We start from the raw sequence: 24147 nt of genomic DNA, 5'->3' as shown, positions 1-24147 counted from the left end.
ATGAACAGATTCAGCGAACAGGCCCGTTATGTACCAGAACTTCCCCGCAACGCCGAACTGCTGCAGATCACTGGGATCCGTTTGCAGCGCATTCATTTTTTTGATGACGTATCGCTGGATGTCTGTGAAGTGTTAAGTCAGGTACGCACTCCGCTTCCACTGGATTTGTTTTTCAAGCACCTTTCAATTGCGGCAAAACAGCAGCTTTTTCTATGGCAAATGCAACGGGTGCTGGCTCTTTCTGGAAGCTATTCGTTGAATTTATCCGTCAGGATGCTGACCTGTCTGTCATGGGTCACGAGTCTCACAAAGCAGGTGCATCAGGGGCGGATTGTTATTGAGATTCAGGATCCGGGCTCCATGATGCGGCTGGAGAAGGCAGAGCAGCAGGCCGTATGCATCGCCGTAAAAACGCTGGTGCGTCACGGGTTTCGCGTGTGGCTGGATGATGTTTCACCTGAGCTATTTTTTGTCTGGCGGCTGTCGGGCATCCGTTTCGATGCCATCAAAATTGAAAGTGGAATGTTTCATCAGTTCAGAACATCGGAGTGGCAGTTGAGGGTTCTGGTCAATCAGTTTCGTGGGCTGGGTGAACGGGTTGTCATTGAGGGGGTAGAAACGCCACAGGATTATGCCATTTGCCGTATGAGCGGCGCAGATGCTGTACAGGGGTTTCTGTTTGAACAGGCGATTTTACCGAAAAGCCTGAATCATTGCTGATCCAAGCTCTGGCAATTACTCGCTTAGCGTCTGTGCGATGTCTTTTTGCACCTGCTGGCGCTGTTCTGGAGTCAGCACTTTGTTCAGGTCAAAATAGTATTTCACGCGATAATAACGCGCCTGCTGTTCGATGTTGCTGAATGCCGAAAGCTGTTTTTTGACGGCTGCTTCATCCCACTTCCCGGACTTGATGACGTCAATCAACGCGCCGTCTTTAACATCCTTCACCGAAATCTGGCTTACGTTGGTTTCAAGCTGCTGGTGCAGTTTTTTAATCTGCGCAACCTGGTCAGTGCTCAACTTAAGATGTTGTACTATCGGATCCTGGGCTGGAGCCGGAACATTAGATGTGGTTGCTGCAAGCGTGCTAAAAGAAGCGCCAGCCACGGTAACTGCCAGCAAAGTCATGCGTAAGAAGTTCTTCATGTCGAGATCCTGATAAGGGAATTATTAACATTGTCAGTCACTCGCTGGTTACGAGTGATTATCTTTTGCAGGATACGATGCCCACCGCATGTCGCCACGCGAATTTGTTTTGCGGTTGGTTACGGAGTGAAACAATCCCGCCACGGAAAAACGTTGTGCAGCGGGAGTTAAGGCGATAGTTATAGCGTGAACGGGTCGGCGTCCTGCCAGGCGGGAAATTTCTCGCGATATTCACGCAGCGCTGAGAGAGACAGTTCTGCGTCAATGCGTGTGGCCTGATGCGGCTCGGCGGTGGCGATAATCTCACCCTGCGGATTAATCACCCGGCCGTCACCGCGATAATGATGCCCGTTACCGTCAGTGCCCACGCGGTTACATCCTGCTACATAAGCCTGGTTCTCAATCGCTCGTGCGGCGAGCAAAACCTGCCAGTGTAGCGAACGCGGCGCAGGCCAATTGGCAACATACAACGCAAGGTCGTAATCGTTGCGATTGCGCGACCATACCGGAAAACGCAGGTCATAACAGACCAACGGCAGAATGCGCCAGCCGCGCCATTCAACAATAACGCGCGCGTCACCCGCCTGGTAATGCTGGTGCTCATCCGCCATGCGGAACAGATGGCGCTTGTCGTAGAAATGCACATTACCTTCGGGTTCAACCAGCAAAAAACGATTCACCGGCCCCCGTTCAGACTGTATCGCCGCGCTACCTGCTATCAGGGCATTTGTCTGCTGCGCTTTGCTACGCATCCAGCTTACAACTTCTTCTTGCGACAACGATTTATTTGCCGCTTCCATGGCAAATCCGCTGGTAAACATCTCAGGCAATACAATGACATCACGTCCGGCGACGGTTTCCAGTTGTCGGTCAAAATGGCGCAGGTTGGCCGGGCCATCCATCCAGATCAATGGTTGTTGCAGCAGAGTAATTTTCAAACCAGGCACGATCGAGGCTCCTCGTTGAACAACATTTTGACACTGTAGCATGAGCATTAATGAAAATGTGGCAATAAAAAGCCCCGCATTAAGCGGGGCTAAACGTCGTGCGAGTGTCGTTATGCGGCTTCGACTTTACGCACTTTCTCTGGCAGCTTTACCGGCTGAGTCGCCAGCTCCTCGGGTTCAAAGTCATCCACGTTGATACTGCGCAGGCGGCTCGCTTCGGCTTTCACCAGAATCGCGGCTTCATCTTTATCAATCAGCCCTTTCGCCAGCGCATTGTGCGCCAGTTCGTCGAGACGGGTAAATGGCAGGTTTTTACCCAACTCTTTACAGATCCGCTGGTGGATTGGGTCGGCTGCAATCACGTCCAGCAGCGCCTCTTCCAGCAAACCAACCGGGTTATGCTCGCTTGGCGTCAGATATTGACCGCGACCAATACGAGAACGAGTAGCGCTTGGAACCTGCAAAATCTTCGCGACTTTATGATCCAAATTGTCAGACGGTGCATGGTAGTGGCGACCGGTAGGGAAGATAACCACATTCAGCAAGCCCGCGACCAGACGGTTCGGGAAGTTCTTCAGCAGATCGTCCATCGCCTGTTCCGCTTTGTACAACGCATCCTGAACGCCCCAGTGAACCAACGGCAGGTCCGCTTCATGACGGCCTTCATCGTCATAACGCTTCAGCACCGCGGAGGCCAGATACAGCTGACTTAACACATCGCCCAGACGTGCGGAGATACGTTCACGACGCTTCAGACTACCGCCCAGTACAGCCATCGACACATCTGAAAGCAGGGCCAGGTTGGCGCTCAGACGGTTCAGGTGCTGGTAGTAACGTTTGGTCGCATCGCCAGTTGGCGTGCTGCTGGTTAAACCACGCGTCAGGCCAAGCCAGAAGCTACGCACTTTGTTACTGCCGACGTGACCGATGTGTTTGAACAGCAACTTGTCGAACGCATTCACATCGTTACTCTGTGCCGCAGCCATCTCTTCCAGAACATACGGATGGCAGCGAATCGCACCCTGACCGAAGATCATCATGCTACGGGTCAGAATGTTGGCACCTTCAACGGTAATAGCGATTGGCGCACCTTGATAAGCACGGGCGAGGAAGTTGCTTTCGCCAAGCATAATGCCTTTACCGCCAGTGATATCCATCGCATCAATGATTGACTGCTGCCCGCGGTGGGTACAGTGATATTTCACGATGGCCGACAACACCGCCGGTTTTTCACCCAGCATAATGCCGTAGGTAATCAGTGATGCCGCAGCGTCCATCACGTAGGCGTTACCGGCAATACGTGCCAACGGCTCTTCAATACCTTCCATCTTGCCGATAGAGATTTTGAACTGGCGACGAATGTGCGCATACGCACCGGTGGCCATCGCGACCGATTTCACGCCGCCCGTCGAGTTAGACGGCAGGGTAATACCACGTCCCACAGACAGGCATTCCACCAGCATGCGCCAGCCCTGACCGGCCATTTTCGGACCACCGATGATGTAATCAATTGGTACAAATACATCTTTGCCCAGTGTCGGACCGTTCTGGAACGGCACGTTTAGCGGGAAGTGACGACGCCCAATTTGTACACCTGGCGTTGAGGTTGGGATCAGCGCACAGGTAATGCCAAGATCTTCTTCGCCACCCAGCAGTTTTTCCGGGTCGGAGAGTTTAAATGCCAGACCCAGCACGGTAGCGATAGGCGCCAGCGTGATATAGCGTTTGTTCCAGGTCAGGCGCATACCCAGCACCTGCTGGCCCTGCCAGTCGCCCATACAAACTACGCCGGTATCAGGGATCGCGCCTGCGTCGGAGCCGGCTTCCGGGCTGGTCAGAGCAAAGCATGGGATCTCCTGACCGCGAGCCAGACGCGGCAGGTAATGATTTTTCTGCTCTTCGGTGCCGTAATGTTGCAGCAGTTCGCCTGGGCCTAATGAGTTAGGCACGCCAACGGTGATTGCCAGGATCCCGGAAACGCCGGAGAGTTTCTGTAGAACGCGAGCCTGAGCATATGCTGAGAATTCCAGCCCGCCGTACTCTTTCTTAATGATCATCGCGAAGAAGCGGTGTTCTTTCAGATATGCCCACAGTTCCGGCGGCAGATCCGCGAGTTCGTGAGTGATCTGGAAGTCGTTCGCCATGCGGCACGCTTCTTCCACTGGACCATCAATAAACGCTTGCTCTTCAGCAGTCAGATGCGGCTGAGGATAGTTATGCAGTTTTTTCCAGTCAGGCTTGCCCTGGAACAGGTCACCTTCCCACCAGGTCGTACCGGCATCAATCGCTTCTTTCTCAGTACGCGACATCGGCGGCATGACTTTACGGAAACCGCGGAACACCGGTGCAGAGATCATAGATTTGCGCATCGGCGTAAAGTTAAACGGTACGAGAATAATGGCCAGAGGAACCAGCAGCCAGACTGACCACAGGCCAGCCACGCCAAGCGCAGCCGTCCAGGCGAGCAAAATTAAGCTGCTGAGGAATAAGCTCACGCGGTGATAAAACAGAACGCTGAGCAGAACAACCGTAGCGATAATACTCAAAATCATCATAACGAAAAGCTCCCTTGCTTGTAGGAGGTCTGACCACTTGTGATGATATGGTTGTAGTGGATGTAAATTCTTTTAGCAATATGTTTACAAAATAATTACAACAAAGCTCACATTGTTGCTGTTTTAACCGGCACAAAAAATCAAAAGCCGTAACCATTCCTGTGGCTTGTACTTCTCGCTGGTAGCGCTATCCGGTACACTGCACCTTGTCATTTACATTCATGCTGAAGGATATCCTCATGTACCAGGATCTTATTCGTAACGAACTGAGCGAAGCGGCGGAAACGCTGGCTAATTTTCTTAAAGATGACGCCAATATTCACGCCATTCAGCGCGCGGCGGTCCTGTTGGCAGACAGCTTTAAAGCCGGCGGTAAGGTACTCTCTTGCGGTAACGGCGGTTCCCATTGCGACGCGATGCACTTTGCCGAAGAACTGACCGGACGCTATCGTGAAAACCGTCCTGGTTACCCTGCTATCGCTATCTCTGACGTCAGCCATATCTCCTGCGTCAGCAACGATTTCGGTTACGATTATGTGTTCTCTCGCTACGTAGAAGCCGTGGGTCGTGAGGGAGATGTCCTGTTAGGCATCTCGACTTCGGGTAATTCCGGTAACGTAATTAAAGCGATTGCCGCAGCGCGTGAGAAAGGGATGAAAGTTATCACCCTAACCGGTAAAGATGGCGGCAAAATGGCGGGCAGCGCGGATATCGAAATTCGCGTGCCGCACTTTGGCTACGCTGATCGTATTCAGGAAATTCATATCAAAGTGATCCATATCCTGATCCAGTTGATCGAAAAAGAGATGGTTAAACCATAAGAAGACGATTGCCGGATGGTGGCTGAAGCCTTATCAGGCCTACATGAGCGCCATGTAGGCCTGATAAGCGCAGCGCCATCAGGCAGTTCACGGTTTTAAGGTAGGTGATGTATGTGCGAACTGCTCGGGATGAGCGCCAATGTGCCAACCGATATCTGCTTTAGCTTCACCGGGCTGGTCCAGCGCGGCGGAGGTACCGGGCCGCACAAAGACGGCTGGGGTATTACGTTTTATGAAGGTAAGGGCTGCCGTACGTTTAAAGATCCGCAACCCAGCTTTAATTCGCCTATCGCCAAACTGGTACAAGACTATCCCATCAAATCCTGTTCCGTGATTGCCCATATTCGTCAGGCGAATCGTGGAGAAGTTGCGCTGGAAAATACCCATCCATTTACCCGTGAACTATGGGGACGTAACTGGACGTATGCCCATAACGGGCAACTCAGCGGTTATAAATCACTGGAGACCGGTAATTTCCGCCCGGTCGGTGAAACCGACAGCGAAAAAGCTTTCTGCTGGCTGCTCCACAAGCTGACGGAGCGTTATCCGCGCACGCCTGGCAATATGACGGCGGTGTTTAAATATATCGCGATGCTGGCAGGAGAACTGCGGGAGAAGGGCGTCTTCAACATGCTGTTGTCTGACGGACGTTATGTGATGGCCTTCTGCTCGACCAATTTGTTTTGGATCACGCGTCGTGCGCCGTTTGGCGTGGCGACATTGCTGGATCAGGATGTGGAGATTGATTTTAGCTCAGAGACCACACCCAATGATGTGGTCACCGTGATTGCCACTCAACCGTTAACCGGCAATGAAACCTGGCAAAAGATTATGCCAGGCGAGTGGGCATTATTTTGTCTCGGGGAGCGTGTAGTTTGATGCCAGTTGCGGCTGAACGACTTCGTGGCTCAACGGCTTGCTGACGACGTAACGACCATCGACGACGGAAACGGTCGGTGGCTTACGCGTTTGTTCAAAGTAATCGTATCCTGGCTTTAACTGGGCCCAGAAATCTTTGTAATACGAAAACTTATGGCGCTGCATGTTGGCATCGGTCATGCGGAACGGGTAAATGCTCACCTGCACACTGGATTGCCCGAACACCAGCGCGCCGGTGACAAACTGGAAAATCTCATCAATGCCGTTATCGGTCATCGCGTAGCAGCCGACGGAAACGCAGGCGCCGTGGATCATCAGGTATTTACCTTCATAACCGTGTGCGCGATCGTAGGCATTAGGGAAACCAATGTTAATCGCTTTATAGAAGCGGCTATCCGGTTTCAGCTGTCCACGCTGAACGCTGTAAAACCCTTCCGGACTTTTGAAATCACCCTGACGCTGTTTCGGCCCTAAGCCACCGGAATAATTACAGATCTTATAACTGTCGAGCAATTGATACTGTTCGCCCATCTTGACGTACAGATCCAACGTTCGCTCTTCTTTGAAGATCTGGATATAAACGGGGGAGCCCATTAATTGCTGCTTATATTCTTTGCTGACAGGCGTAGTCGGGCTGCTGCTGCTCAGCAAACCGGCAAACGAAACGCACGGCAATAAAAGCATCGCAAGAAAAAATGCGATTTTACGCATACTGCTTATTCCTTGATAAAACGATTACACACGCCAGGACGGCAAAAAGAATCCCCAAATCGGATAAATCTGGATCTGGAGCGCTCACATTAGCACCAAGAGAGTTTTTCGCAAGTCTCTCGTGCGGCGTTTACACTTTAGTTTTTCTTTATACGGAAAATTGTGCTTAAAGGCAGTCAGACACTGGCTTGTTTTGCTGGTTAGCACACTGCATTTCGTCTTATTAGTGAAGAATGTCTATTCTATTGAATTTAAAAAATTAATTATTTAATAATCGAATATTAAAAAGGAATGATGGGCAATAGCGGTAGACTGCGGCGAACGTGTTTGACCAGGTATTCTTCTTTTCATGTTTTTTGTCTCTGCACCCCGTTGCTTCTTGCCGGGTCTGCTGTCTTTGTGTGTTGTGCTGTCTTTACCGTCTGTCGCCAAAGTTCAGCCCCATTTATCTGACGCCCATGTAAGCTATGCGGCGCACTTGCGGATGCGTAACCGCGCCCGGCTGCTGAAGCAGTATCACGCACAGGTAAAAAAGCAGGCAAGCTACGTGGTGGAAGGCAACGCAGAAAGTAAAAGCGCGCTGCGCCAGCAGAACCGAGCGCTGATTAAACAGCACCCGGAGTGGTTCCCTGGCCCACTAAAAGCCAGCGACCATCGCTGGCAGGAACTGGCTGAGAATGACCATTTTCTCAGTAGCAATCATCTACACAATATCACTGAAGTGGCCATCCACCGACTTGAGCAACAGCTCGGTAAACCCTATTTGTGGGGCGGTACCGATCCGGATGAAGGGTTTGACTGTAGCGGGCTGATTTTTTATGCCTACAACAAAATCCTGGCAGCAAAATTGCCCCGGACAGCGAATGAAATGTATCACTATCGACGGGCTACTATTGTCGCTAACCGCGATCTTCGCCGTGGTGATTTAGTGTTCTTTCATATTCACAGCCGGGATATTGCCGATCATATGGGCGTCTATTTGGGGCAGGGACAATTTATTGAATCACCGCGGACGGGAGAAACAATTCGGGTGAGCAATTTATCCGATGACTTCTGGCAGGATCATTATCTTGGCGCTCGTCGTATTCTTACGGAAAATACGATTCTGTAATCAAAAAGGCGGTGTAATGACACCGCCTCGGCAGGCGTTAACTTAACGCCCCCATGATCTTTAATTCCAGTTCATCCGGAACTTCGTTATAAGACAACACCTGTAGGCCCGGGGCAAACAGGCGCGCATAGCGCGCGAGCAAAGGACGTAACTGCGGCGCGACTAGCAGCACAGGCTCTTTCCCCGCCGCTTTCATCTGTTCTTTTATCTGCGGCATATTGGCCTGAAACTGATTCAGCATATTGGGATCGACCGGCACACTATCCAGCACCACTTTTCCACTTTGTTGAGCCTGATTCACCACATTCGCCAGCAGATTCTCCAGTTCACTATTCAGCGTATATACGGCAAGCTCATCTTTGCGCACAAACGGGTGGGTAATGCTGCGACGGAGCGCCAGACGCACATCTGCCGTTAACAAAATATGATCTTTGGTCACGGTGCTACTGGCGACAAGTACGGTGGCTATGGTGACGATATCGCGCAATGACACACCTTCGATAAGCAGCGCCCGGTACACTTTCAAGAGCTGGCTGTAATTCAGCGCTGCGCTCAAATCTTCCGCCAGACGTGGCGCCATAGAAGAGAGGCGGTTATGCAACTGCGTAATATCATCGTAATTAAACAGCTCTGGAATATAGTTACGAATGATCTTATTCACATGCGTCGCAATGACGCTGGCACTATCAATAACCTGGTACCCCATATTTAACGCTTTAGCTTTTTGCGCCGGAACAATCCAGGTGACCGGCATACCATAGGCTGGATCGTGGCCTAAAACACCGTCGATCTCGCCATAGGTTTCACTGGAGGGCAGCGCCATCAGCTTATCTGCGGGAATATCGGCTTCATCGGCCTTGATCCCATTGATAAAAATGGCGTACTGGGTCGGTTTAAGGCGGAAGTTTTCGCGGATGCGAATTTCCGGCAGCAGTACGCCGTTCGTGTCTGAGATCACCTGTCGCACACCGCGAATGCGTTGAGTGAGCGGATTCCCTTTGGATTTATCGACCAACGACACCAGCTTATATCCCAGGCTTAGGCTGATAGGTTCTATTAAGGGGATGGTTTCCCAACTGACCTGCTGCTCGGTGGTTTCAGCGATGGTTTTGGTCAGCGTTTCGAGATTTTTCTCGTCAGTCTCAGCCACCTTCGGTCGCTTGCTCATGCGCCAGGCGGTGAATCCCAGCAGGGCGCTGAAAATCAGGAAGGGGAAATGCGGCATCCCCGGCACGACTGCAAGCACAAACATAATGCTGGTGGCGGTATACAGCACGGAGGGGCTGGCCAGCAGTTGGCTACGCACGTCCGTGGCAATATCGCCGCTGTCGCTTACGCGGGTGACGATGATCGCTGCAGCTGTCGACAACAGCAGAGAAGGGATCTGGGCGACCAGGCCGTCACCGATGGTCATCAGGACGTATTGCTGGAAGGCGGCTTCGGCGCTTAAATCGTATTTAAAGATCCCGATACAGACGCCGCCAATCAGGTTGATAGCCAGGATCATCATCCCGGCGATGGCATCGCCGCGCACGAACTTTGACGCACCATCCATCGCGCCATAGAAATCCGCTTCGCCCGCTACGTCTTTACGTCGCGCTTGCGCCTGCGCCTGATTAATCAGTCCTGCGTTCAGATCGGCGTCGATCGCCATCTGCTTACCGGGCATGGCGTCCAGCGTAAAGCGGGCAGAAACTTCGGAGATACGCTCCGCACCTTTGGTCACCACGATAAAGTTAATGATCATCAGAATGATGAACACCACAAAACCGACGACAAAGTTACCGCCGATCACCACCTGACCGAAAGACTCAATCACCTTACCGGCAGCGCCTGCGCCCATATGCCCATGCAGTAACACCACGCGTGTTGACGCCACGTTCAGGGTCAAGCGCATTAAGGTGGTGATCAGCAAAATGGTCGGGAACAGACTGAATTCGAGCGGGCGTTTTGCGGAAACGGCCACCAGCAGCACCATCACCGCCAGCACGATGTTAAAGGTGAACAGAATATCCAGCAGGGCCGGTGGTAACGGCAGGATCACCATCGCCAGGATACACAGTATGACCAGCGGAATGCCGATGTTACCGTTACGCAGCAGCGCGAGGAATTGTTTAGTTGTTTTCGGCATCCAGTTTAAGAACCTCTTTTGGAATGGAAATATGTCTGTTCAGAGAAGGGCGGGTTTGGGAACCATCACGCCAGTGTTTCATTTGCAGTACATAGGTCAGGACGTGTGCAATCGCCCGATACAGTTGAAATGGGATCTGTTGATTCACCTGGGTGGTGTAATAAACGGAGCGTGCCAGCTTAGGAAACTCAACGATTTCAATATTGCTTTCTGCCGCTACCTGCCTGATATACAGCGCGATTTCATCGGTGCCTTTGGCAACCACGAAAGGCGCTGCGGCGCGTGACTGGTCGTACTGTAGCGCCACGGCATAGTGGGTTGGGTTGGTGATCACCACATCGGCTTTTGGCACAACTTTGCGAATTTGCCCCATCGCCATTTGCCGTTGCAGGCGACGGATCCTGGCCTTAACCTCGGGTTTACCTTCTTGATTTTTATACTCTTCTTTCACTTCCTGTTTCGTCATCTTCAGCCCTTTGGTGAACATTTTTTTCGCCAGAGGGACATCGATCACCGCAAAGAAAACAAACAGGATGACAAAGTTGCGCATGATGCTGCTGTACAGCGCCAGACCATCGCTGATGGCCTGTTTGAAATGAAGCTCTTGTAAGCCGAGAAACGCGGCAACGTTATTGCGTACGCTGATCCATAGCATCACCAGCAGCACTATCGCTTTGAGCGTCATCTTGCCGGTATCCACCAGATGATCGGTGGAAAACAGGCGACCAATCCCTTTGAGCGGGCTTAATTTGCTAAAGTCCGGCAAAATTTTCTTCGGCAGGAATAGCCAGCCTCCCGGAACCAGTGAGGCAAACAGCGCGGCAACCGGCATGGGTAACAGCGTCAGGATGAATTTCCCCAGAATCAGCAGATGGTGTTCAAGGAACTGACCGATGATGTCCGGGTCATTAATGTTCTGCGCGTACTGATGCACGCTGATAAAGCTTTCACGCACGAAATCTTCGTACCAGGGAAAGCTGCTGGAGATCACCATAAACGCGGCAAACAGACTGGCGGCAAGCCCCATATCTTTTGAACGCGGTATTTGTCCCTCTTGTCTGGCCTTGCGAAGTTTTTGCGCCGAGGGTTTTTCTGTTTTTTCTTCGCTACTGTTATCCGCCATAGTGCCCCTTCAGCGCGTCAAGCTGCTGTAAGACGAAATTCGCCAGGTGCAAATAGTGGTCTGGCAGGTTGTAAAGCAGAGTCGCAAAGCAGATCAGGCCCGCCAGCATGTTAATGGGAAAACCTAATGAGTACAGATTGAGCGGCGGCGCAATACGGTTTAGCAGACCAAAGCAGCCCTGAACAATCAGCATGATAAAGGTTGTCGGCAGCGCCAGCAGCGTGGCGGCAGCGAATACCCAGCCCAGCGCCAGAGAAATCGTGCGTAGAGATTGCGGATGCAACGCATTGCCAATCGGCCAGTAAGTAAAGCCCTTGAATAAAATGCTCACCAGCAGCAGATGCCCGTCCATGGCAAAAAACAGTATCACCGCGTAGATGTTGATCATTTCCGCCAGTACCGTCGTTGACGCGCCGCTGCTGGGGTCGTTCATCACCGCCATGCTCATCCCCATATTAAAAGAGAGGATTTGGCCCGCCAGTTGTAGCGCTAAAAATAAAAACTGCAGCATCAGGCCGAAAAGCATTCCCCACAGAAACTGCTCCGTGGTCAAAATAATACTGTTCATCGACAGCAGGCTGGTGGGCACCGGGTGGGGGATAAGCGGCGTAATGATAAAGGCCAACGCCAGTGACAAAATAATGCGTATACGTATGGTCAGCGCGGCATTATCCAGTACTGGTGCGTAGTGAATAAACGCCATAATGCGTACGAAGGGAAACCACATTCCCAGTATCAGATTACTTAACTGTGTAATATCGGTTTCGCGCATGTTAGTGCACCAGAATGGCGGCCTGAGTGAACAGATGCACGCAGAGATCGCTCAACTGGACGATCATCCATTTTCCGCAAATACCCAATACCGCGAGGGTGACGATTAGCCTGGGTAAAAAACTAAGCGTTTGTTCGTTAATCTGCGTCACAGCCTGAAAAATGCTGACCAACATACCGACCAGTAGGCTGGGAACGACCAACACACAGACTAAAATGATTACAACTTTTATACCGCTGGCAACGATGTCTGCGGCTACATCAATGGTTAGCATGTCTGATCTCCGTTAACCCAGTCCCAGACCGCGAATGCTGGAGGTTAGCGTCCCAACGGTCAGCGCCCAGCCATCAATAAGCACAAACAGCATTAGCTTAAAGGGCAGCGAAACGATCAGCGGTGACAGCATCATCATCCCCATCGCCATCAGTACGCTGGCGACGATCAGGTCGATCACCAGGAACGGAATGTAAATCATAAAACCTATCTGGAAGGCGGTTTTGAGTTCGCTTAGCACATAGGCGGGAACGATAATGGAGAGATCCTGATCGACTGCATTCCCTTTCGCGTTGGCGATCTCCATGATCTGCGCAATCGCTTTTTTATTGGTCTGCGCCAGCATAAAGCGCTTCAACGGCGAGGCGGCAGTGCTTAGCGCGTCGGGGAGCGTGATTTGATCGTTTTCAAAAGGGACAACGGCATGATCGTAAATATTGAGCCAGATTGGGCGCATCACCAGCATGGTTAACGACAGCGCAATGCCAATCAATATGCGGTTCGGCGGCGTTTGTTGCAGCCCTAACGCCTGACGCAGCAGGGAAAGAACAATAATAAAACGGGTAAAACAGGTCATCATCAGCACCAGGGTAGGCAGAATGCCCACCAGGGTCATCAGGATCAGGACCTGGATTTTTACGCTGTACTCTTGGCTATTTCCGTGCGAAATCACATTCAGCAACGGGATATCTCCCCCTTGCGCGCAGGCAAAGGGAGAAAGGATGAGTAACGAGATACCCAGTAAGAGCGTGAGTGTTGGCGCGCGTTTCATGGTGCAAGGTCGTTGATTTCATGCGTGTTGAATTCAAGGACGCGCAGGCCATATTTCTCGTTGACCACAACCACTTCAGCCTTACCTAGCAGGATATTATTGACCTTAATATCCAGCGGTTCACCGGCGAGTTTATCCATCTCAATGACGGTGTCGTCATCAATGTTCAGCAGGTCGGCCAGCATCACCTCCACGGACGAAACTTCCAGCGTTAGCGTGACCGGAATACGTTTGAGTAATGACATCGACTCGGAAAAACGGTCTTCTAAACGCGCCACCAGCTTTTCTGTAACAGACGGCGCGGGTGGCGTAGTCGCTTCGGGGGCTAACTCGAAACCTTGCTCTAAAATATCTTCTGGCTTACTCATAGGATTTCTCCGTCTTGCTCGTTAATTCGGACAAAAACAGTTTGTCTTTATCCTCTACGATCAGGGCATTAAATAATTCGGATTTCCCGATATACACAGGAAAAGTATCAGGCATCGCAATCGGTAAAATATCGCCGGGTTTAATCGTCGTCAGGTCGGCAACATTCAGCGGAATTTCTGCAATCTTCACGTTCATGGTTAGCGGCAGCGTATGGATAATTTCTTTGATCAGCGTTTTTTTACGCGTCTCAGCGCTGGCTTTATCAATCTGCTTTTTTTTCTCGCCGTGCTCGCTATGGCGGATTAAATTCAGAATGTAATCGGTATGCGAATCGTCCAGTAAGATGCGGAAACTGCAATTCTCATCATCACCTAATACAAATGTAAGCTGATAAGCCCAGTGGGTTTGTATGGTGCTGCTGTCGGGTTTGAGTGTCAGTGGAATACCGGATATATTTTTATTAAAAATGGTATTACAAATATCCAGCGCCAGTCTGCTTCGCAACCGGATTTCTGTTTTGGTTGGTAAATCATCCTGTGACTTCTCGTCGGCGAGAGATGATGCCAATCCATAAAAGTTACCTAATAACATTAACAATAATGCGCGGTCGATATCAAAGGCCAGATGCCCAACCTGAGAAACTAATAATTCCGCACTTTTATTGATAACATCCATCTCGCAGTGTATTTTTTTAAGTGTTATATTTGTGCGATGTTTTTTCAGGAAGTAGTTTCCAAGATGTGATTCAATTGTATCAAAACTTCCCGTAAACATAGTCGGCAGACGATGATATGGACGTCCAAGCCGGTTTCCTTCAAGTTTAAAGATTCCGGGCGTTTGACTATATTTCAGCATGGTACGCTTTCTCAGCTGTAATTTCTGGGGCGGTTGAATTGATATCAAATCCCGCGGTTATCAAAAGAAATACAAATTCGCTTAATTTATTGTTCATCCTTGACGCTATTCTCATAGTGTTGAAGTCCATTAGATACGAAATACCGTACCCACTCACGTCTATGGAGTAGGGCTGGATATTAGATATTTTACCCCTCTCCTCTGCAAGTTATTAATGGCGTTAGGTTGTAATTAAAAAATAATTAATTACATATACGTGATGTTTCTCGCTTACTGCTTGTCGCAGATTAGGCTTCCCCCTTATGTCTATTTTTTATGCTATCACTAACGTAATGTATTGTTTTTAAATGAATAATGTTTTTATTATCTTTTAATTTGAGATTGTTAATGGTACTGGTGTTAGTATTTTTTTAGGAAAAACCCTATTTGAAAATAGTCTTCAATAGGGCTGCCCTTTGATGGGGTGGTAAAACATGAGCAAGGATGGGATTAAGACATGGCACGGGCGATATCTATTATTCGATGATTGTGCTTTGGAATGATTTGTATATTTCTCGTAACGGATGTTAACTTTACTTCTAAGTGTAAATAATCATGTTTGAACTTATTGCCGAAGCAGCCTCAAGCATTAATGTTTTTTCAATGGCAAGGCGTATTGCTGCTTTTAATGTTCCTGTACTTATCCATGGCGAAACCGGTACGGGTAAAGAATGTATCGCCAAATTTATCCACTCGATTGCATTTGCGCAGGAGGCTTCAGCGCCTTATATCGGTGTGAACTGCGCAGCTATTCCTGAAAATATGCTTGAAGCAACGCTCTTTGGTTATGATAAAGGGGCGTTTACCGGGGCGGTGGCCACCGTACCGGGAAAGATGGAATTAGCCAATAATGGTACATTACTGCTGGATGAGATCGGTGACATGCCTTTGGCGCTACAGGCCAAAATACTGCGTGTATTACAGGAACAACAGGTTGAGCGTTTAGGCAGTAACCGTATAATCAAACTGAATTTCCGTTTAATCGCCTGCACCAATAAGAATCTTGAAGAAGAGGTTGCCGCAGGACGCTTCAGAGAAGATCTCTATTATCGCATGTCAGTGATTCCGTTGACCATGCCACCGTTGCGCGAGCGTATGGAAGACATTATTCCGCTGGCGGAATCCTTTATTAAAAAATATTCCACGGTGTTGGTAAAAAATATCAAGCTTTCTGAATCGTCACGCCGGGCATTACTGAGCTATGCGTGGCCGGGTAATGTTCGCCAGCTTGAGAACGCCATTCAGCGAGGAATGATCCTTAATCGTGATGGCGTTATTTATCCCGATACCTTAGGTCTGCCGTCCATTGAGTCCGATTCCTGGAGCGAGCCGCAATGGCAGCCAAAACCCTCTGCGCAAATCACCACCAGCGACAATCTGGGCCAGCATGGTCGCAGCGCGCAATATCAATATATCGCTGACCTGATGCGCAAATATCAGGGTAATAAAACCAAAATCGCTGATTTATTAGGAATTACTCCACGTGCGCTTCGTTATCGTCTGGCATCAATGCGAAAACAGGGAATAGAAATCTTTTCCTGAATCAGTCTGTGGTACCGAGAACGCTTTTCTAATTTTAAGAGTAGGTCATGAGCATAAATACGATAGCCCCAGCCAGTACGATGCAGACGCAAATGATGCAGGACATGCAGCAGATGAAAGCGGTCGCACAAGCCCCTGTCCTTTCGCCGATGCAGATTAACGCCGTGGGTGCGCAGTCTGCATCATCTCCGGTTTCGTTTGACCGTGTTATGCAGGGCGCGCTCAACCATGTTGATCAATTTCAGCAGGTCGCAGAGCAAAAACAAACGGCCATCGAGATGGGGAAAAGCGATGACCTCGCGGGGGCGATGATCGCCAGTCAGCAGGCATCGTTATCGTTTTCCGCGCTGGTGCAGGTACGTAATAAAGTCGCTTCCGGATTCAACGACCTGATGAGCATGTCAGTCTAACGCTATGAATGAACTAATAAAAAAAGTAACTCAGTTTTTACCCTCGTTCTCTTTCAGGCTGGATGGTAATAAACGCCTGGCATTACTGGCGGCAGCGGCTATTGCGGCCACCGCCATTATTGTCAGCGTGTTGTGGAATGGCAACCACGGCTATGTTTCGCTTTACGGTAGCCAGGAGAATATCCCGGTTTCGCAGATAGTCACCGTGCTGGATGGTGAAAAACTGGAATATCGCATCGATCCGCAAAGCGGACAAATTCTGGTTCCGGAAGAGACTTTGTCTAAAACGCGAATGACGCTGGCGGCGAAAGGCGTGCAGGCCATGCTGCCCAGCGGCTATGAGCTGATGGACAAAGACGAAGTGCTGGGCGCCAGCCAGTTTGTGCAGAACATTCGCTATAAGCGGAGCCTGGAAGGCGAACTGGCGCAAAGCATTATGACGCTGGATGCTGTAGAGAGCGCCCGAGTGCATCTGGCGCTCAATGAAGAGAGTTCCTTTGTCGTCAGCGACGAGCCGCAAAACAGCGCCTCGGTGGTGGTGCGTCTGCATTATGGCAGCAAGCTGGATCTCGACCAGGTGAATGCCATCGTGCACCTGGTATCCGGCAGCGTGCCTGATTTGAAAGCTGCGCAGGTCAGCGTTGTCGATCAGGCGGGGAATTTATTGTCCGATGGTATTGGCGCGGGTGAAGCGGTTTCTGCGGCGACGCGTAAGCGCGACCAGATCCTCAAAGATATTCAGGATAAGACCCGCGCCAGTCTCGCAAATGTTCTCGACTCGCTGGTCGGAACCGGTAACTACCGGGTAAGCGTGATGCCGGATCTCGATCTGAGCAATATCGACGAAACCCAGGAGCATTACGGTGACACACCGAAGGTGAACCGTGAAGAAACGGTGCTGGATAGCGATACCAACCAGATCGCTATGGGGATCCCTGGCTCGCTGAGTAACCGTCCTCTGTTGGCGGCAAATCAGGTGGCGAATGGCACCAATGGAACCGCGCCAGAGGAGTCTCACCAGCCAGCCGCACTGTCAAAGCACAGTGAGAACAAGCGCGACTACTCGTGGGATCGTAGCGTTGAGCATATCCAGCATCCTGGTTTCGACATTAAACGTTTAAATGTGGCCGTGGTACTTAACCAGAGCGCGCCTGCGTTGAAGAACTGGAAACCGGAACAAACCACGCAATTGACGGCACTGTTAAATAACGCCGCCGGGATTGATGCCAGGCGTGGCGACAATCTGTCCTTATCGCTGCTTAATTTTGTGCCGCAGTCGATTCCCGTCGAGCCGGTGGTCCCCTTATGGAAGGATGACAACATTCTGGCCTGGGTGCGTCTGATTGGTTGCGGCCTGCTGGCTCTGCTGTTGCTGCTGTTTGTTGTTCGTCCGGTCATGAAACGGTTGACCGCCGAACGTCGCCGGACGTCGACGCCAGAGCTGGCGCTGGACGCCGCACCGATCGCTATTGCTGCGGACAAACCCCATTTTGCGGCCGCTGAAGATGAGCGCAAAAATATCGAACTGCCTTCTTTCCCTGGTGACGACAACCTGCCTTCGCAGAGCTCCGGTCTGGAGGTGAAGCTGGAGTTCCTGCAAAAACTGGCGATGAGCGACACCGATCGCGTAGCTGAAGTTCTCAGACAATGGATTACCAGCAATGAGCGAATTGACAATAAATAACGGCAGCAGCAACAGCTACCTGGAACAGGCCGCAATTTTATTGCTGTGTCTGGGCGAGGAGGCGGCAGCTACGGTGATGCAAAAACTCAGCCGCGAAGAGGTGGTTCGCCTGAGTGAAAACATGGCGCGTCTGTCTGGGGTAAAAACCAGCATGGCCAAAAAAGTGATCAATAACTTTTTTGATGAATTCCGTGAGCAGAGTGGTATCAACGGCGCATCGCGTTCCATGCTGCAAGGGATCCTCAATAAAGCGCTGGGCACAGAAATCGCCAGTAGCGTGATCAACGGGATTTACGGCGATGAGATCCGTTCGCGGATGGCGCGTTTACAGTGGGTGGAACCGCGCCAACTAGCGATACTGATCTCAGAAGAGCATTTGCAGTTACAGGCCGTATTCCTTGCCTTCCTGACGCCAGAGATCTCGGCCACGGTACTGTCTTACATGAATGAGTCGGTGCAAAACGAGATCCTTTATCGGGTTGCCAAACTCAACGATGTAAACCGCGACGTCGTGGATGAGCTGGATCGTTTGATCGAGCGTGGGCTGTCGGTGCTTTCCGAACATGGTTCGAAAGTGAAAGGGATCAAGCAGGCCGCGGATATCGTTAACCGCTTCCAGGGGAACCAACAGGTGATCCTCGATCAACTGCGCGAACGCGATGAAGATGTTCTCGAACAGTTGCAGGACGAAATGTACGACTTCTTTATTCTGAGCCGCCAAAGTGACGAAGTGCGCCGTCGTCTGCTCGACGAAGTGCCGATGGAAGACTGGGCGGTGGCGCTGAAAGGTACCGAAGCGTTGTTGCGTCGTTCGATTTATGCCGTGATGCCTAAGCGTCAGGTACAACAGCTGGAGGCGATAACGTCGCGTCTGGGGCCGGTTCCGGTGAGTCGTATTGAACAGATACGCCGTGAAATCATGGGAATTGCCCGCGAGCTTGAGGAAGCGGGTGAAATTCAGTTGCAGCTGTTTGCTGAACAGACGGCGGAGTAACACATGGCGATTGAAACCATTCGTGGTCGTTACCGGCTGCATCGTTTTCCCCCTCGCCAGCGCCATTTGCAGACTGAACAGCTTACGCCGGGGATCACACCGGCGGATTATCAGCGCCAACTGATGGACGGTTTCCAGGAAGGGCTGCAAAAAGGTTTTGAACAAGGGATGACCGAAGGCCAGGAGCAGGGCTTTCAGGAAGGTCATCTGAAGGGGCACGATGAAGGCCGTCGTCAGGGATACACTGAAGGCAGCCTGGCCGGGCAGCAGGAAGGGCGCAAGCAATTCGAGCAGGCTGCCCAGCCGCTGGAGGCTATCTCCGGCAAAGTGAATGACTATCTGGCGCACGTTCAGCGTAAACAGCGGGAAGACCTGTTACAGCTGGTTGAAAAGGTTACCCGCCAGGTGATTCGTTGTGAGCTGGCGCTGCAACCGACGCAGCTATTGTCGCTGGTCGAAGAGGCTATTTCGGCCTTTCCGGCGATGCCTGAGTCGTTACAGGTGCTGCTGAGTAACGAAGAATTTAACCGCATTAAAGATGCCGCTCCTGAGAAGGTCGCTGCATGGGGACTGACGCCATCTCCCGATCTGCAGGCGGGCGAATGCCGGGTGATTACCGATAAATCCGAGCTGGATATTGGCTGCGAGCATCGACTCGAGCAATGTATGTCGGCACTCAAAGAGTCGCTGCTGCCGGAGCCGACGGGTGAGTGATCTTTCCAGCTTCGACAACGCGCTGCGTTCCATTGAGTCGATCCCTTTAGCTCGGGTAGCCGGGCGACTGGTGCGCGTGAACGGTATTTTGCTGGAGAGCGTGGGTTGCCCGTTGGTAACGGGCCAGTTATGCCGCGTTGAAAGCGCCAACCATACGCTGATCGACGCGCAGGCGGTGGGATTTAATCGTGATATCACCTACCTGATGCCCTTCAAACATCCCGTCGGACTGATGGCGGGCGCGCGCGTTTTCCCCGAGGAAAAAGCTCAGGAGATCCTGATTAGCGAAAGCTGGCTGGGGCGGGTGGTCAATGGCCTGGGCGAGCCGCTGGATGCCAAAGGCCGTCTGACCGGCAATGATGTGCTGCCGCCGCAGGCACCGTCTATCAACCCCCTCACGCGTCGTTCGGTGAATCAACCGCTGGATGTGGGTGTAAAAGCAATCAACGGGTTGTTAACTATCGGCAAAGGCCAGCGCGTGGGCTTGATGGCCGGCAGCGGCGTGGGAAAAAGCGTGTTGTTGGGGATGATCACCCGCCAGACCAAGGCCGACATCGTGGTGGTGGGGTTAATTGGTGAGCGTGGCCGTGAGGTGAAGGAATTTATCGATCACTCGCTGGGCGCGGAAGGGTTGGCAAAATCTATCGTTGTCGCGGCTCCGGCGGATGAGTCGCCATTGATGCGTTTGAAAGCCACCGAGTTGTGCCACTCTATAGCCGCCTGGTTTCGCGATCGCGGACATCACGTTTTACTGCTGGTGGATTCGTTAACCCGTTATGCCATGGCGCAGCGCGAGATTGCGCTGTCGCTGGGGGAACCTCCGGCAACGAAAGGCTATCCACCGTCGGCGTTTGGCATGATCCCCAAGCTTGTGGAAAGCGCGGGCAACAGTGAAAGCGAAGGCTCAATGACCGCCATTTACACGGTGCTTGCGGAAGGAGACGATCAGCAGGATCCGATCGTTGACTGCGCGCGCGCGGTGTTGGATGGACATATCGTGCTGACCCGTAAGCTGGCTGAAGCCGGGCATTATCCAGCCATCGATATTGGGCAGTCGATCAGTCGATGCATGACGCAGGTTACGCCCAACGAACACCAACAGTCGGCTCGTCTGCTAAAACAAAACTACGCCGCTTATATGGAAATTAAGCCGCTGATCCCGTTGGGGGGCTATGTTGCCGGAGCCGATCCCGGCGTTGATAAAGCTGTCAAAGCGTTCCCCGCTATCGAGCGTTTCCTGCGTCAGGAGGTGAGTGAACCCGCCTCACTTGAGCTGGTGCAAAGTCGCTTACAGGCCCTTTTCCCCCAGGCAAAGAAAACGGAGGGTAAATAATCATGCGACAAATTATCGATACCCTGGCGCAGTTGCAGCGCCTGCGGGATAAATCAGTCAAAGACATGACGGTCCAGCTGGCTAAACAGCAGCAGGTCTGTACCGGCTTTGACAATAACATCAAAGCACTGGGCTACCTGATTCAAAAAACCGGCACTGGCGTAGAGGTCCCTTCCGTTGAGTCGCTCAAAAATGTGACCGGATATAAAGGCACATTACGCACGGTTATTGCCTGGCAAGAGCAGGAGAAAACGCTGGCTAAAATCAAAGAGCAGCGTATTCAAAAAAATCTGGTTGCCGCGGCCTGCGAAGAGAAAATTGTCTCTATGACGTTGGCAGATAAGCGTTACGCGCTGAGCAATGAAGCGCAGGTAAAAGAGCAAAAAGCCGTTGATGAAATTGCTACGCAGTGCTGGTTAAGACAGAAGACGCTGGGAGTGGTATGAAAACGATCATTACGTTCGGCACGTTTGATGTTTTTCATATCGGGCATCTGCGTATTCTGCAACGTGCCAGGCAGTTGGGGGATCGACTGATTGTCGGTATCTCTTCAGATGCGCTAAATATGCAGAAAAAAGGCCGAGTGCCGGTTTACAGCCAAAGCGATCGCATGGGGATTATTGCCGGACTGAAATGTGTGGATAGCGTGTTTCTCGAAGAGTCGCTGGAGCAAAAAGCGGACTATATTCGCCAGTTTAACGCCGATACGCTGGTGATGGGCGATGACTGGGCAGGGCGCTTTGATAGTTTGTCGTATCTGTGCGAGGTGGTCTATTTCCCCAGAACACCATCTATATCCACCACCTCAATTATTGAGGTAATTACCAACCAAAATTCAAATCTATAAAATAATATGAAAATAAGACTATTCATTGAAACTAGAGAAGTTACGCTGCCGCTTCAAATGTCTAATTTTATTCAAGGTATGGATGGAGTGGTTAATATATTATTTACTTGTTCTGATAAATTGAGTGGGAAATGGCTGGGAGAAAATTCAAATCTTGTTCTTAAATATAATGAATCAACTTTACTGTCTGCGCTGGATAAAATATCGCAAGTGCTCATTAAACACTCGCCAACAACACTAGATATCCATGTTGCACTGGCTGAAAGCTATAATTTACTTATTCCGTTATTAATGAGGTTAAATGCTCTTCGGTCGTTAATCCATCTTCATGTTTATGAAGGAGAGATGGCTGAACTCGTTGCTGCTTCTGCACTTGAAAAAATCCCTGTAAATGTATTAGATAAATTAACTTCTGGGTATGCTAATGCTATAAATATTGCGTTAAATAAAAACCATCATATACCAAAAGAGGATTGGAATATTGCTGCCGGGTATGCATGGCATAAAGTATTAACAACAACATATTATCTACAGGAGAATAGCGCATTTAAAAAATCAATGAAGTTGCCTTGTAGTAATGTGCCGATAGTTGATGAGCGTAAAATAACGGATTTTCTGGAGCTATTCAAGATACCATTTAGTATTTATTCTCAATTAAGAAAAATAAGCTCGTCATCTCTACTATTACTCAGCACTTCGCCTCGCTTTCCCTCTATGAAAAAACAACATCAGGAAGCGCTTGTAGAAGTTATCCTTCATGCAATAAATGAATGTGCGATTACTAAAGGTAAAATTATACTCTTTCGTGAACAAAAAGATGGGGAAGTTGATAGTGATATATTACGTCGGTTAGGCTACATGGTGATCAAGCTCCCAGATTTAATCACCGTCAATTTATTAAAGGTTTTACAAATATTACCTGTAACCGTTGCCGGATGTTTTTCCGACGAGCTGTATCAAGTGCCAGAGCAAAATATTCTCTTTTTGCTAACAACAAACTTACCAAAGGAGACTGATAAATACGTTAGTCAGATCAATCTCGATAGTAAAAAAAATTATTATGTAAATGAGTTGGGAGGTGTTAAAACCGGCTCGTTTAAAAAAAGGCTGTTCTATTGTCCTGGATCTATGGGGGATGCGATCTACGCTTTAGGTTGCCTGACTGCATTTAGAGAACATTATGATGAGGAATTTATCTTTATTGCACATAAATTATATCATGATCTCATCATTTCAAGTCCTATGGTTTCCCAATATTGGGATGCTAATGCATTGACAGAAGAAAATATTATTGATGCTGAGATAGCGCGTCAGGAAGATAAATTTCATTTTCTTGGCCGCTGGGAAGATATTGTTGCATCTCGACATATGACGGATGCATTTATCGGTGATGATATTCAAAACCATTCCTTGAGCAATAAACAGCCTATTATATCATTGGTATCATTAGATAAGAGCAATGTTGATGATTTTATTCAAGTTAATGGATTGCAGAAAGAAAAAATAGTTTTATTGCATCCTAATATTGGTTCTCCGAATAGGACGTGGACCGAAAAAGGATGGAATCAGCTCGCGAAATATTTTATTGCTGCAGGCTGGAAAGTTATCATTATTGGCAGCGATAATAATAAGTATCATGAGAAGAAGATGATGGATATAGATATCCCAGAGGCTATCGATTGCATTAATCAGTTCTCTATGCTTGAGATGATTTATCTGATGGAACGCTGTCAGTTGCTGGTTGCGTGCGACTCTGGCCCAGTTGCGCTTGCTGGACTCACATCAATCGCAATTTGTGGGTTGTACTCCATTATTCCGGCCAGATACCGATTGCCTTACAGGAATGGAAAGTATGGATGGAATGCTATGGGTATTGATACGGGATGCCAGTATGGTCAATGCGGACACCTGATCATGAGTCCGCAATTCTTTAAAAACAAACTAGGTAAAGAATTTATGCCACCACGAGGTGATGAGTTTTCTATCTGGTGTCCAAATGATAAAAAATATCGATGTTTGAAGAAAATTACTGCTGAATATTTTTGGCATCAGATTCAATTGTTTTTGAACTCTGATAGCTATGTGGACAATTTTTAGATGTTTAATTAACTACATTATA

The 24147-nt window shown here is 49.9% G+C and carries 24 protein-coding genes; 13 read left to right on the top strand and 11 right to left on the bottom strand.

The window, feature by feature from the left end; all coding sequences use genetic code 11:
* The gene (locus OGX66_RS12310; protein ID WP_088902710.1) at positions 1 to 720 is read left to right on the top strand and encodes an EAL domain-containing protein; all 720 of its coding nucleotides are present in this window, start codon (positions 1 to 3) and stop codon (positions 718 to 720) included.
* Between the two features lie 15 nt (positions 721 to 735).
* On the opposite strand, the gene OGX66_RS12305 is transcribed toward OGX66_RS12310, so the two are convergent.
* From OGX66_RS12305 to fadE, 3 genes are all read right to left on the bottom strand, one after another.
* A complete protein-coding gene (locus OGX66_RS12305; protein ID WP_016149590.1) occupies positions 736 to 1146 on the bottom strand; it encodes a Spy/CpxP family protein refolding chaperone in 411 nt (136 codons plus the stop codon).
* 179 nt (positions 1147 to 1325) lie between these two features.
* Positions 1326 to 2093 carry an amidohydrolase gene (locus OGX66_RS12300; RefSeq protein ID WP_087878997.1) on the bottom strand — a complete coding sequence of 256 codons (768 nt, stop codon included), beginning with the start codon at positions 2091 to 2093 and terminating at the stop codon, positions 1326 to 1328.
* Between the two features lie 110 nt (positions 2094 to 2203).
* Positions 2204 to 4648 carry an acyl-CoA dehydrogenase FadE gene (fadE, locus tag OGX66_RS12295; protein ID WP_088902709.1) on the bottom strand — a complete coding sequence of 815 codons (2445 nt, stop codon included), beginning with the start codon at positions 4646 to 4648 and terminating at the stop codon, positions 2204 to 2206.
* A 239-nt stretch (positions 4649 to 4887) separates the two neighbouring features.
* Here fadE and lpcA point away from each other — a divergent pair, with 239 nt between their 5' ends.
* The gene (lpcA, locus tag OGX66_RS12290) at positions 4888 to 5469 is read left to right on the top strand and encodes a D-sedoheptulose 7-phosphate isomerase (RefSeq protein ID WP_003031390.1); all 582 of its coding nucleotides are present in this window, start codon (positions 4888 to 4890) and stop codon (positions 5467 to 5469) included.
* 111 nt (positions 5470 to 5580) lie between these two features.
* Entirely contained in the window at positions 5581 to 6348 is a 768-nt protein-coding gene (locus tag OGX66_RS12285) for a class II glutamine amidotransferase (protein WP_003031388.1), read from the top strand.
* Here OGX66_RS12285 and dpaA read toward each other — a convergent pair.
* Entirely contained in the window at positions 6319 to 7059 is a 741-nt protein-coding gene (gene dpaA / locus OGX66_RS12280; RefSeq protein WP_003830823.1) for a peptidoglycan meso-diaminopimelic acid protein amidase, read from the bottom strand. The genes OGX66_RS12285 and dpaA overlap by 30 nt on opposite strands.
* A gap of 349 nt (positions 7060 to 7408) precedes the next feature.
* Between dpaA and OGX66_RS12275 the strand changes: the two genes are divergently transcribed.
* Entirely contained in the window at positions 7409 to 8170 is a 762-nt protein-coding gene (locus OGX66_RS12275; RefSeq protein WP_049001910.1) for a C40 family peptidase, read from the top strand.
* A gap of 37 nt (positions 8171 to 8207) precedes the next feature.
* Here the strand turns inward: OGX66_RS12275 and OGX66_RS12270 are convergent, their stop codons facing one another.
* The 7 genes from OGX66_RS12270 to OGX66_RS12240 are packed head-to-tail and all read right to left on the bottom strand — an operon-like array spanning position 8208 to position 14465.
* A complete protein-coding gene (locus OGX66_RS12270) occupies positions 8208 to 10301 on the bottom strand; it encodes a flagellar biosynthesis protein FlhA (RefSeq protein WP_088902708.1) in 2094 nt (697 codons plus the stop codon).
* The gene (gene flhB, locus OGX66_RS12265; protein ID WP_046669741.1) at positions 10285 to 11424 is read right to left on the bottom strand and encodes a flagellar biosynthesis protein FlhB; all 1140 of its coding nucleotides are present in this window, start codon (positions 11422 to 11424) and stop codon (positions 10285 to 10287) included. The genes OGX66_RS12270 and flhB overlap by 17 nt, the downstream gene beginning before the upstream one ends.
* Entirely contained in the window at positions 11414 to 12196 is a 783-nt protein-coding gene (gene fliR, locus OGX66_RS12260; protein ID WP_003843839.1) for a flagellar biosynthetic protein FliR, read from the bottom strand. Before fliR ends, flhB begins: the two co-directional genes overlap by 11 nt.
* A 1-nt stretch (position 12197) precedes the next feature.
* Positions 12198 to 12470: a flagellar biosynthetic protein FliQ gene (locus tag OGX66_RS12255; protein ID WP_003838859.1), complete on the bottom strand. Its 273-nt coding sequence runs from the start codon at positions 12468 to 12470 to the stop codon at positions 12198 to 12200.
* 12 nt (positions 12471 to 12482) lie between these two features.
* A complete protein-coding gene (gene fliP, locus OGX66_RS12250) occupies positions 12483 to 13241 on the bottom strand; it encodes a flagellar type III secretion system pore protein FliP (protein ID WP_049001917.1) in 759 nt (252 codons plus the stop codon).
* A complete protein-coding gene (locus tag OGX66_RS12245; protein ID WP_003838856.1) occupies positions 13238 to 13609 on the bottom strand; it encodes a FliM/FliN family flagellar motor switch protein in 372 nt (123 codons plus the stop codon). Before OGX66_RS12245 ends, fliP begins: the two co-directional genes overlap by 4 nt.
* Positions 13602 to 14465 carry a FliM/FliN family flagellar motor switch protein gene (locus OGX66_RS12240; RefSeq protein ID WP_003838855.1) on the bottom strand — a complete coding sequence of 288 codons (864 nt, stop codon included), beginning with the start codon at positions 14463 to 14465 and terminating at the stop codon, positions 13602 to 13604. Before OGX66_RS12240 ends, OGX66_RS12245 begins: the two co-directional genes overlap by 8 nt.
* A 594-nt stretch (positions 14466 to 15059) precedes the next feature.
* On the opposite strand from OGX66_RS12240, the gene OGX66_RS12235 reads away from it, so the two are divergent.
* Genes OGX66_RS12235 through OGX66_RS12195 form a run of 9 tightly spaced genes read left to right on the top strand, consistent with a single transcriptional unit; the run spans position 15060 to position 24125 of the window.
* Complete coding sequence (locus OGX66_RS12235; protein WP_044714449.1) at positions 15060 to 16046, top strand: sigma-54 interaction domain-containing protein; 987 nt, start codon at positions 15060 to 15062, stop codon at positions 16044 to 16046.
* 47 nt (positions 16047 to 16093) lie between these two features.
* Complete coding sequence (fliE, locus tag OGX66_RS12230; protein ID WP_016149599.1) at positions 16094 to 16456, top strand: flagellar hook-basal body complex protein FliE; 363 nt, start codon at positions 16094 to 16096, stop codon at positions 16454 to 16456.
* 4 nt (positions 16457 to 16460) lie between these two features.
* Positions 16461 to 18140, top strand: a complete 1680-nt coding sequence (gene fliF / locus OGX66_RS12225; RefSeq protein WP_088902707.1) for a flagellar basal-body MS-ring/collar protein FliF — start codon at positions 16461 to 16463, stop codon at positions 18138 to 18140.
* Positions 18118 to 19134 carry a flagellar motor switch protein FliG gene (locus OGX66_RS12220; RefSeq protein WP_044714320.1) on the top strand — a complete coding sequence of 339 codons (1017 nt, stop codon included), beginning with the start codon at positions 18118 to 18120 and terminating at the stop codon, positions 19132 to 19134. The genes fliF and OGX66_RS12220 overlap by 23 nt, the downstream gene beginning before the upstream one ends.
* Positions 19135 to 19137: 3 nt before the next feature.
* Positions 19138 to 19848 carry a flagellar assembly protein FliH gene (gene fliH / locus OGX66_RS12215; protein ID WP_088902706.1) on the top strand — a complete coding sequence of 237 codons (711 nt, stop codon included), beginning with the start codon at positions 19138 to 19140 and terminating at the stop codon, positions 19846 to 19848.
* Positions 19841 to 21181 carry a flagellar protein export ATPase FliI gene (gene fliI, locus OGX66_RS12210; protein WP_003843825.1) on the top strand — a complete coding sequence of 447 codons (1341 nt, stop codon included), beginning with the start codon at positions 19841 to 19843 and terminating at the stop codon, positions 21179 to 21181. The genes fliH and fliI overlap by 8 nt, the downstream gene beginning before the upstream one ends.
* A gap of 2 nt (positions 21182 to 21183) precedes the next feature.
* Entirely contained in the window at positions 21184 to 21627 is a 444-nt protein-coding gene (gene fliJ, locus OGX66_RS12205) for a flagellar export protein FliJ (protein WP_003838841.1), read from the top strand.
* Positions 21624 to 22028: an FAD synthase family protein gene (locus tag OGX66_RS12200; RefSeq protein ID WP_003843824.1), complete on the top strand. Its 405-nt coding sequence runs from the start codon at positions 21624 to 21626 to the stop codon at positions 22026 to 22028. The genes fliJ and OGX66_RS12200 overlap by 4 nt, the downstream gene beginning before the upstream one ends.
* Positions 22029 to 22034: 6 nt before the next feature.
* Positions 22035 to 24125 (top strand): glycosyltransferase family 9 protein, encoded by a 2091-nt coding sequence (locus OGX66_RS12195; protein WP_270921551.1) that lies wholly within the window; start codon positions 22035 to 22037, stop codon positions 24123 to 24125.
* Positions 24126 to 24147 lie beyond the last annotated feature (22 nt).

Origin of the sequence: Citrobacter sp. Cf072, from assembly GCF_030334485.1 — a bacterium.
GTDB lineage: Bacteria > Pseudomonadota > Gammaproteobacteria > Enterobacterales > Enterobacteriaceae > Citrobacter > Citrobacter freundii.
The sequence above is the reverse complement of the archived record's forward strand: the minus strand, read 5'-3'. Positions and strand labels throughout refer to the sequence as shown.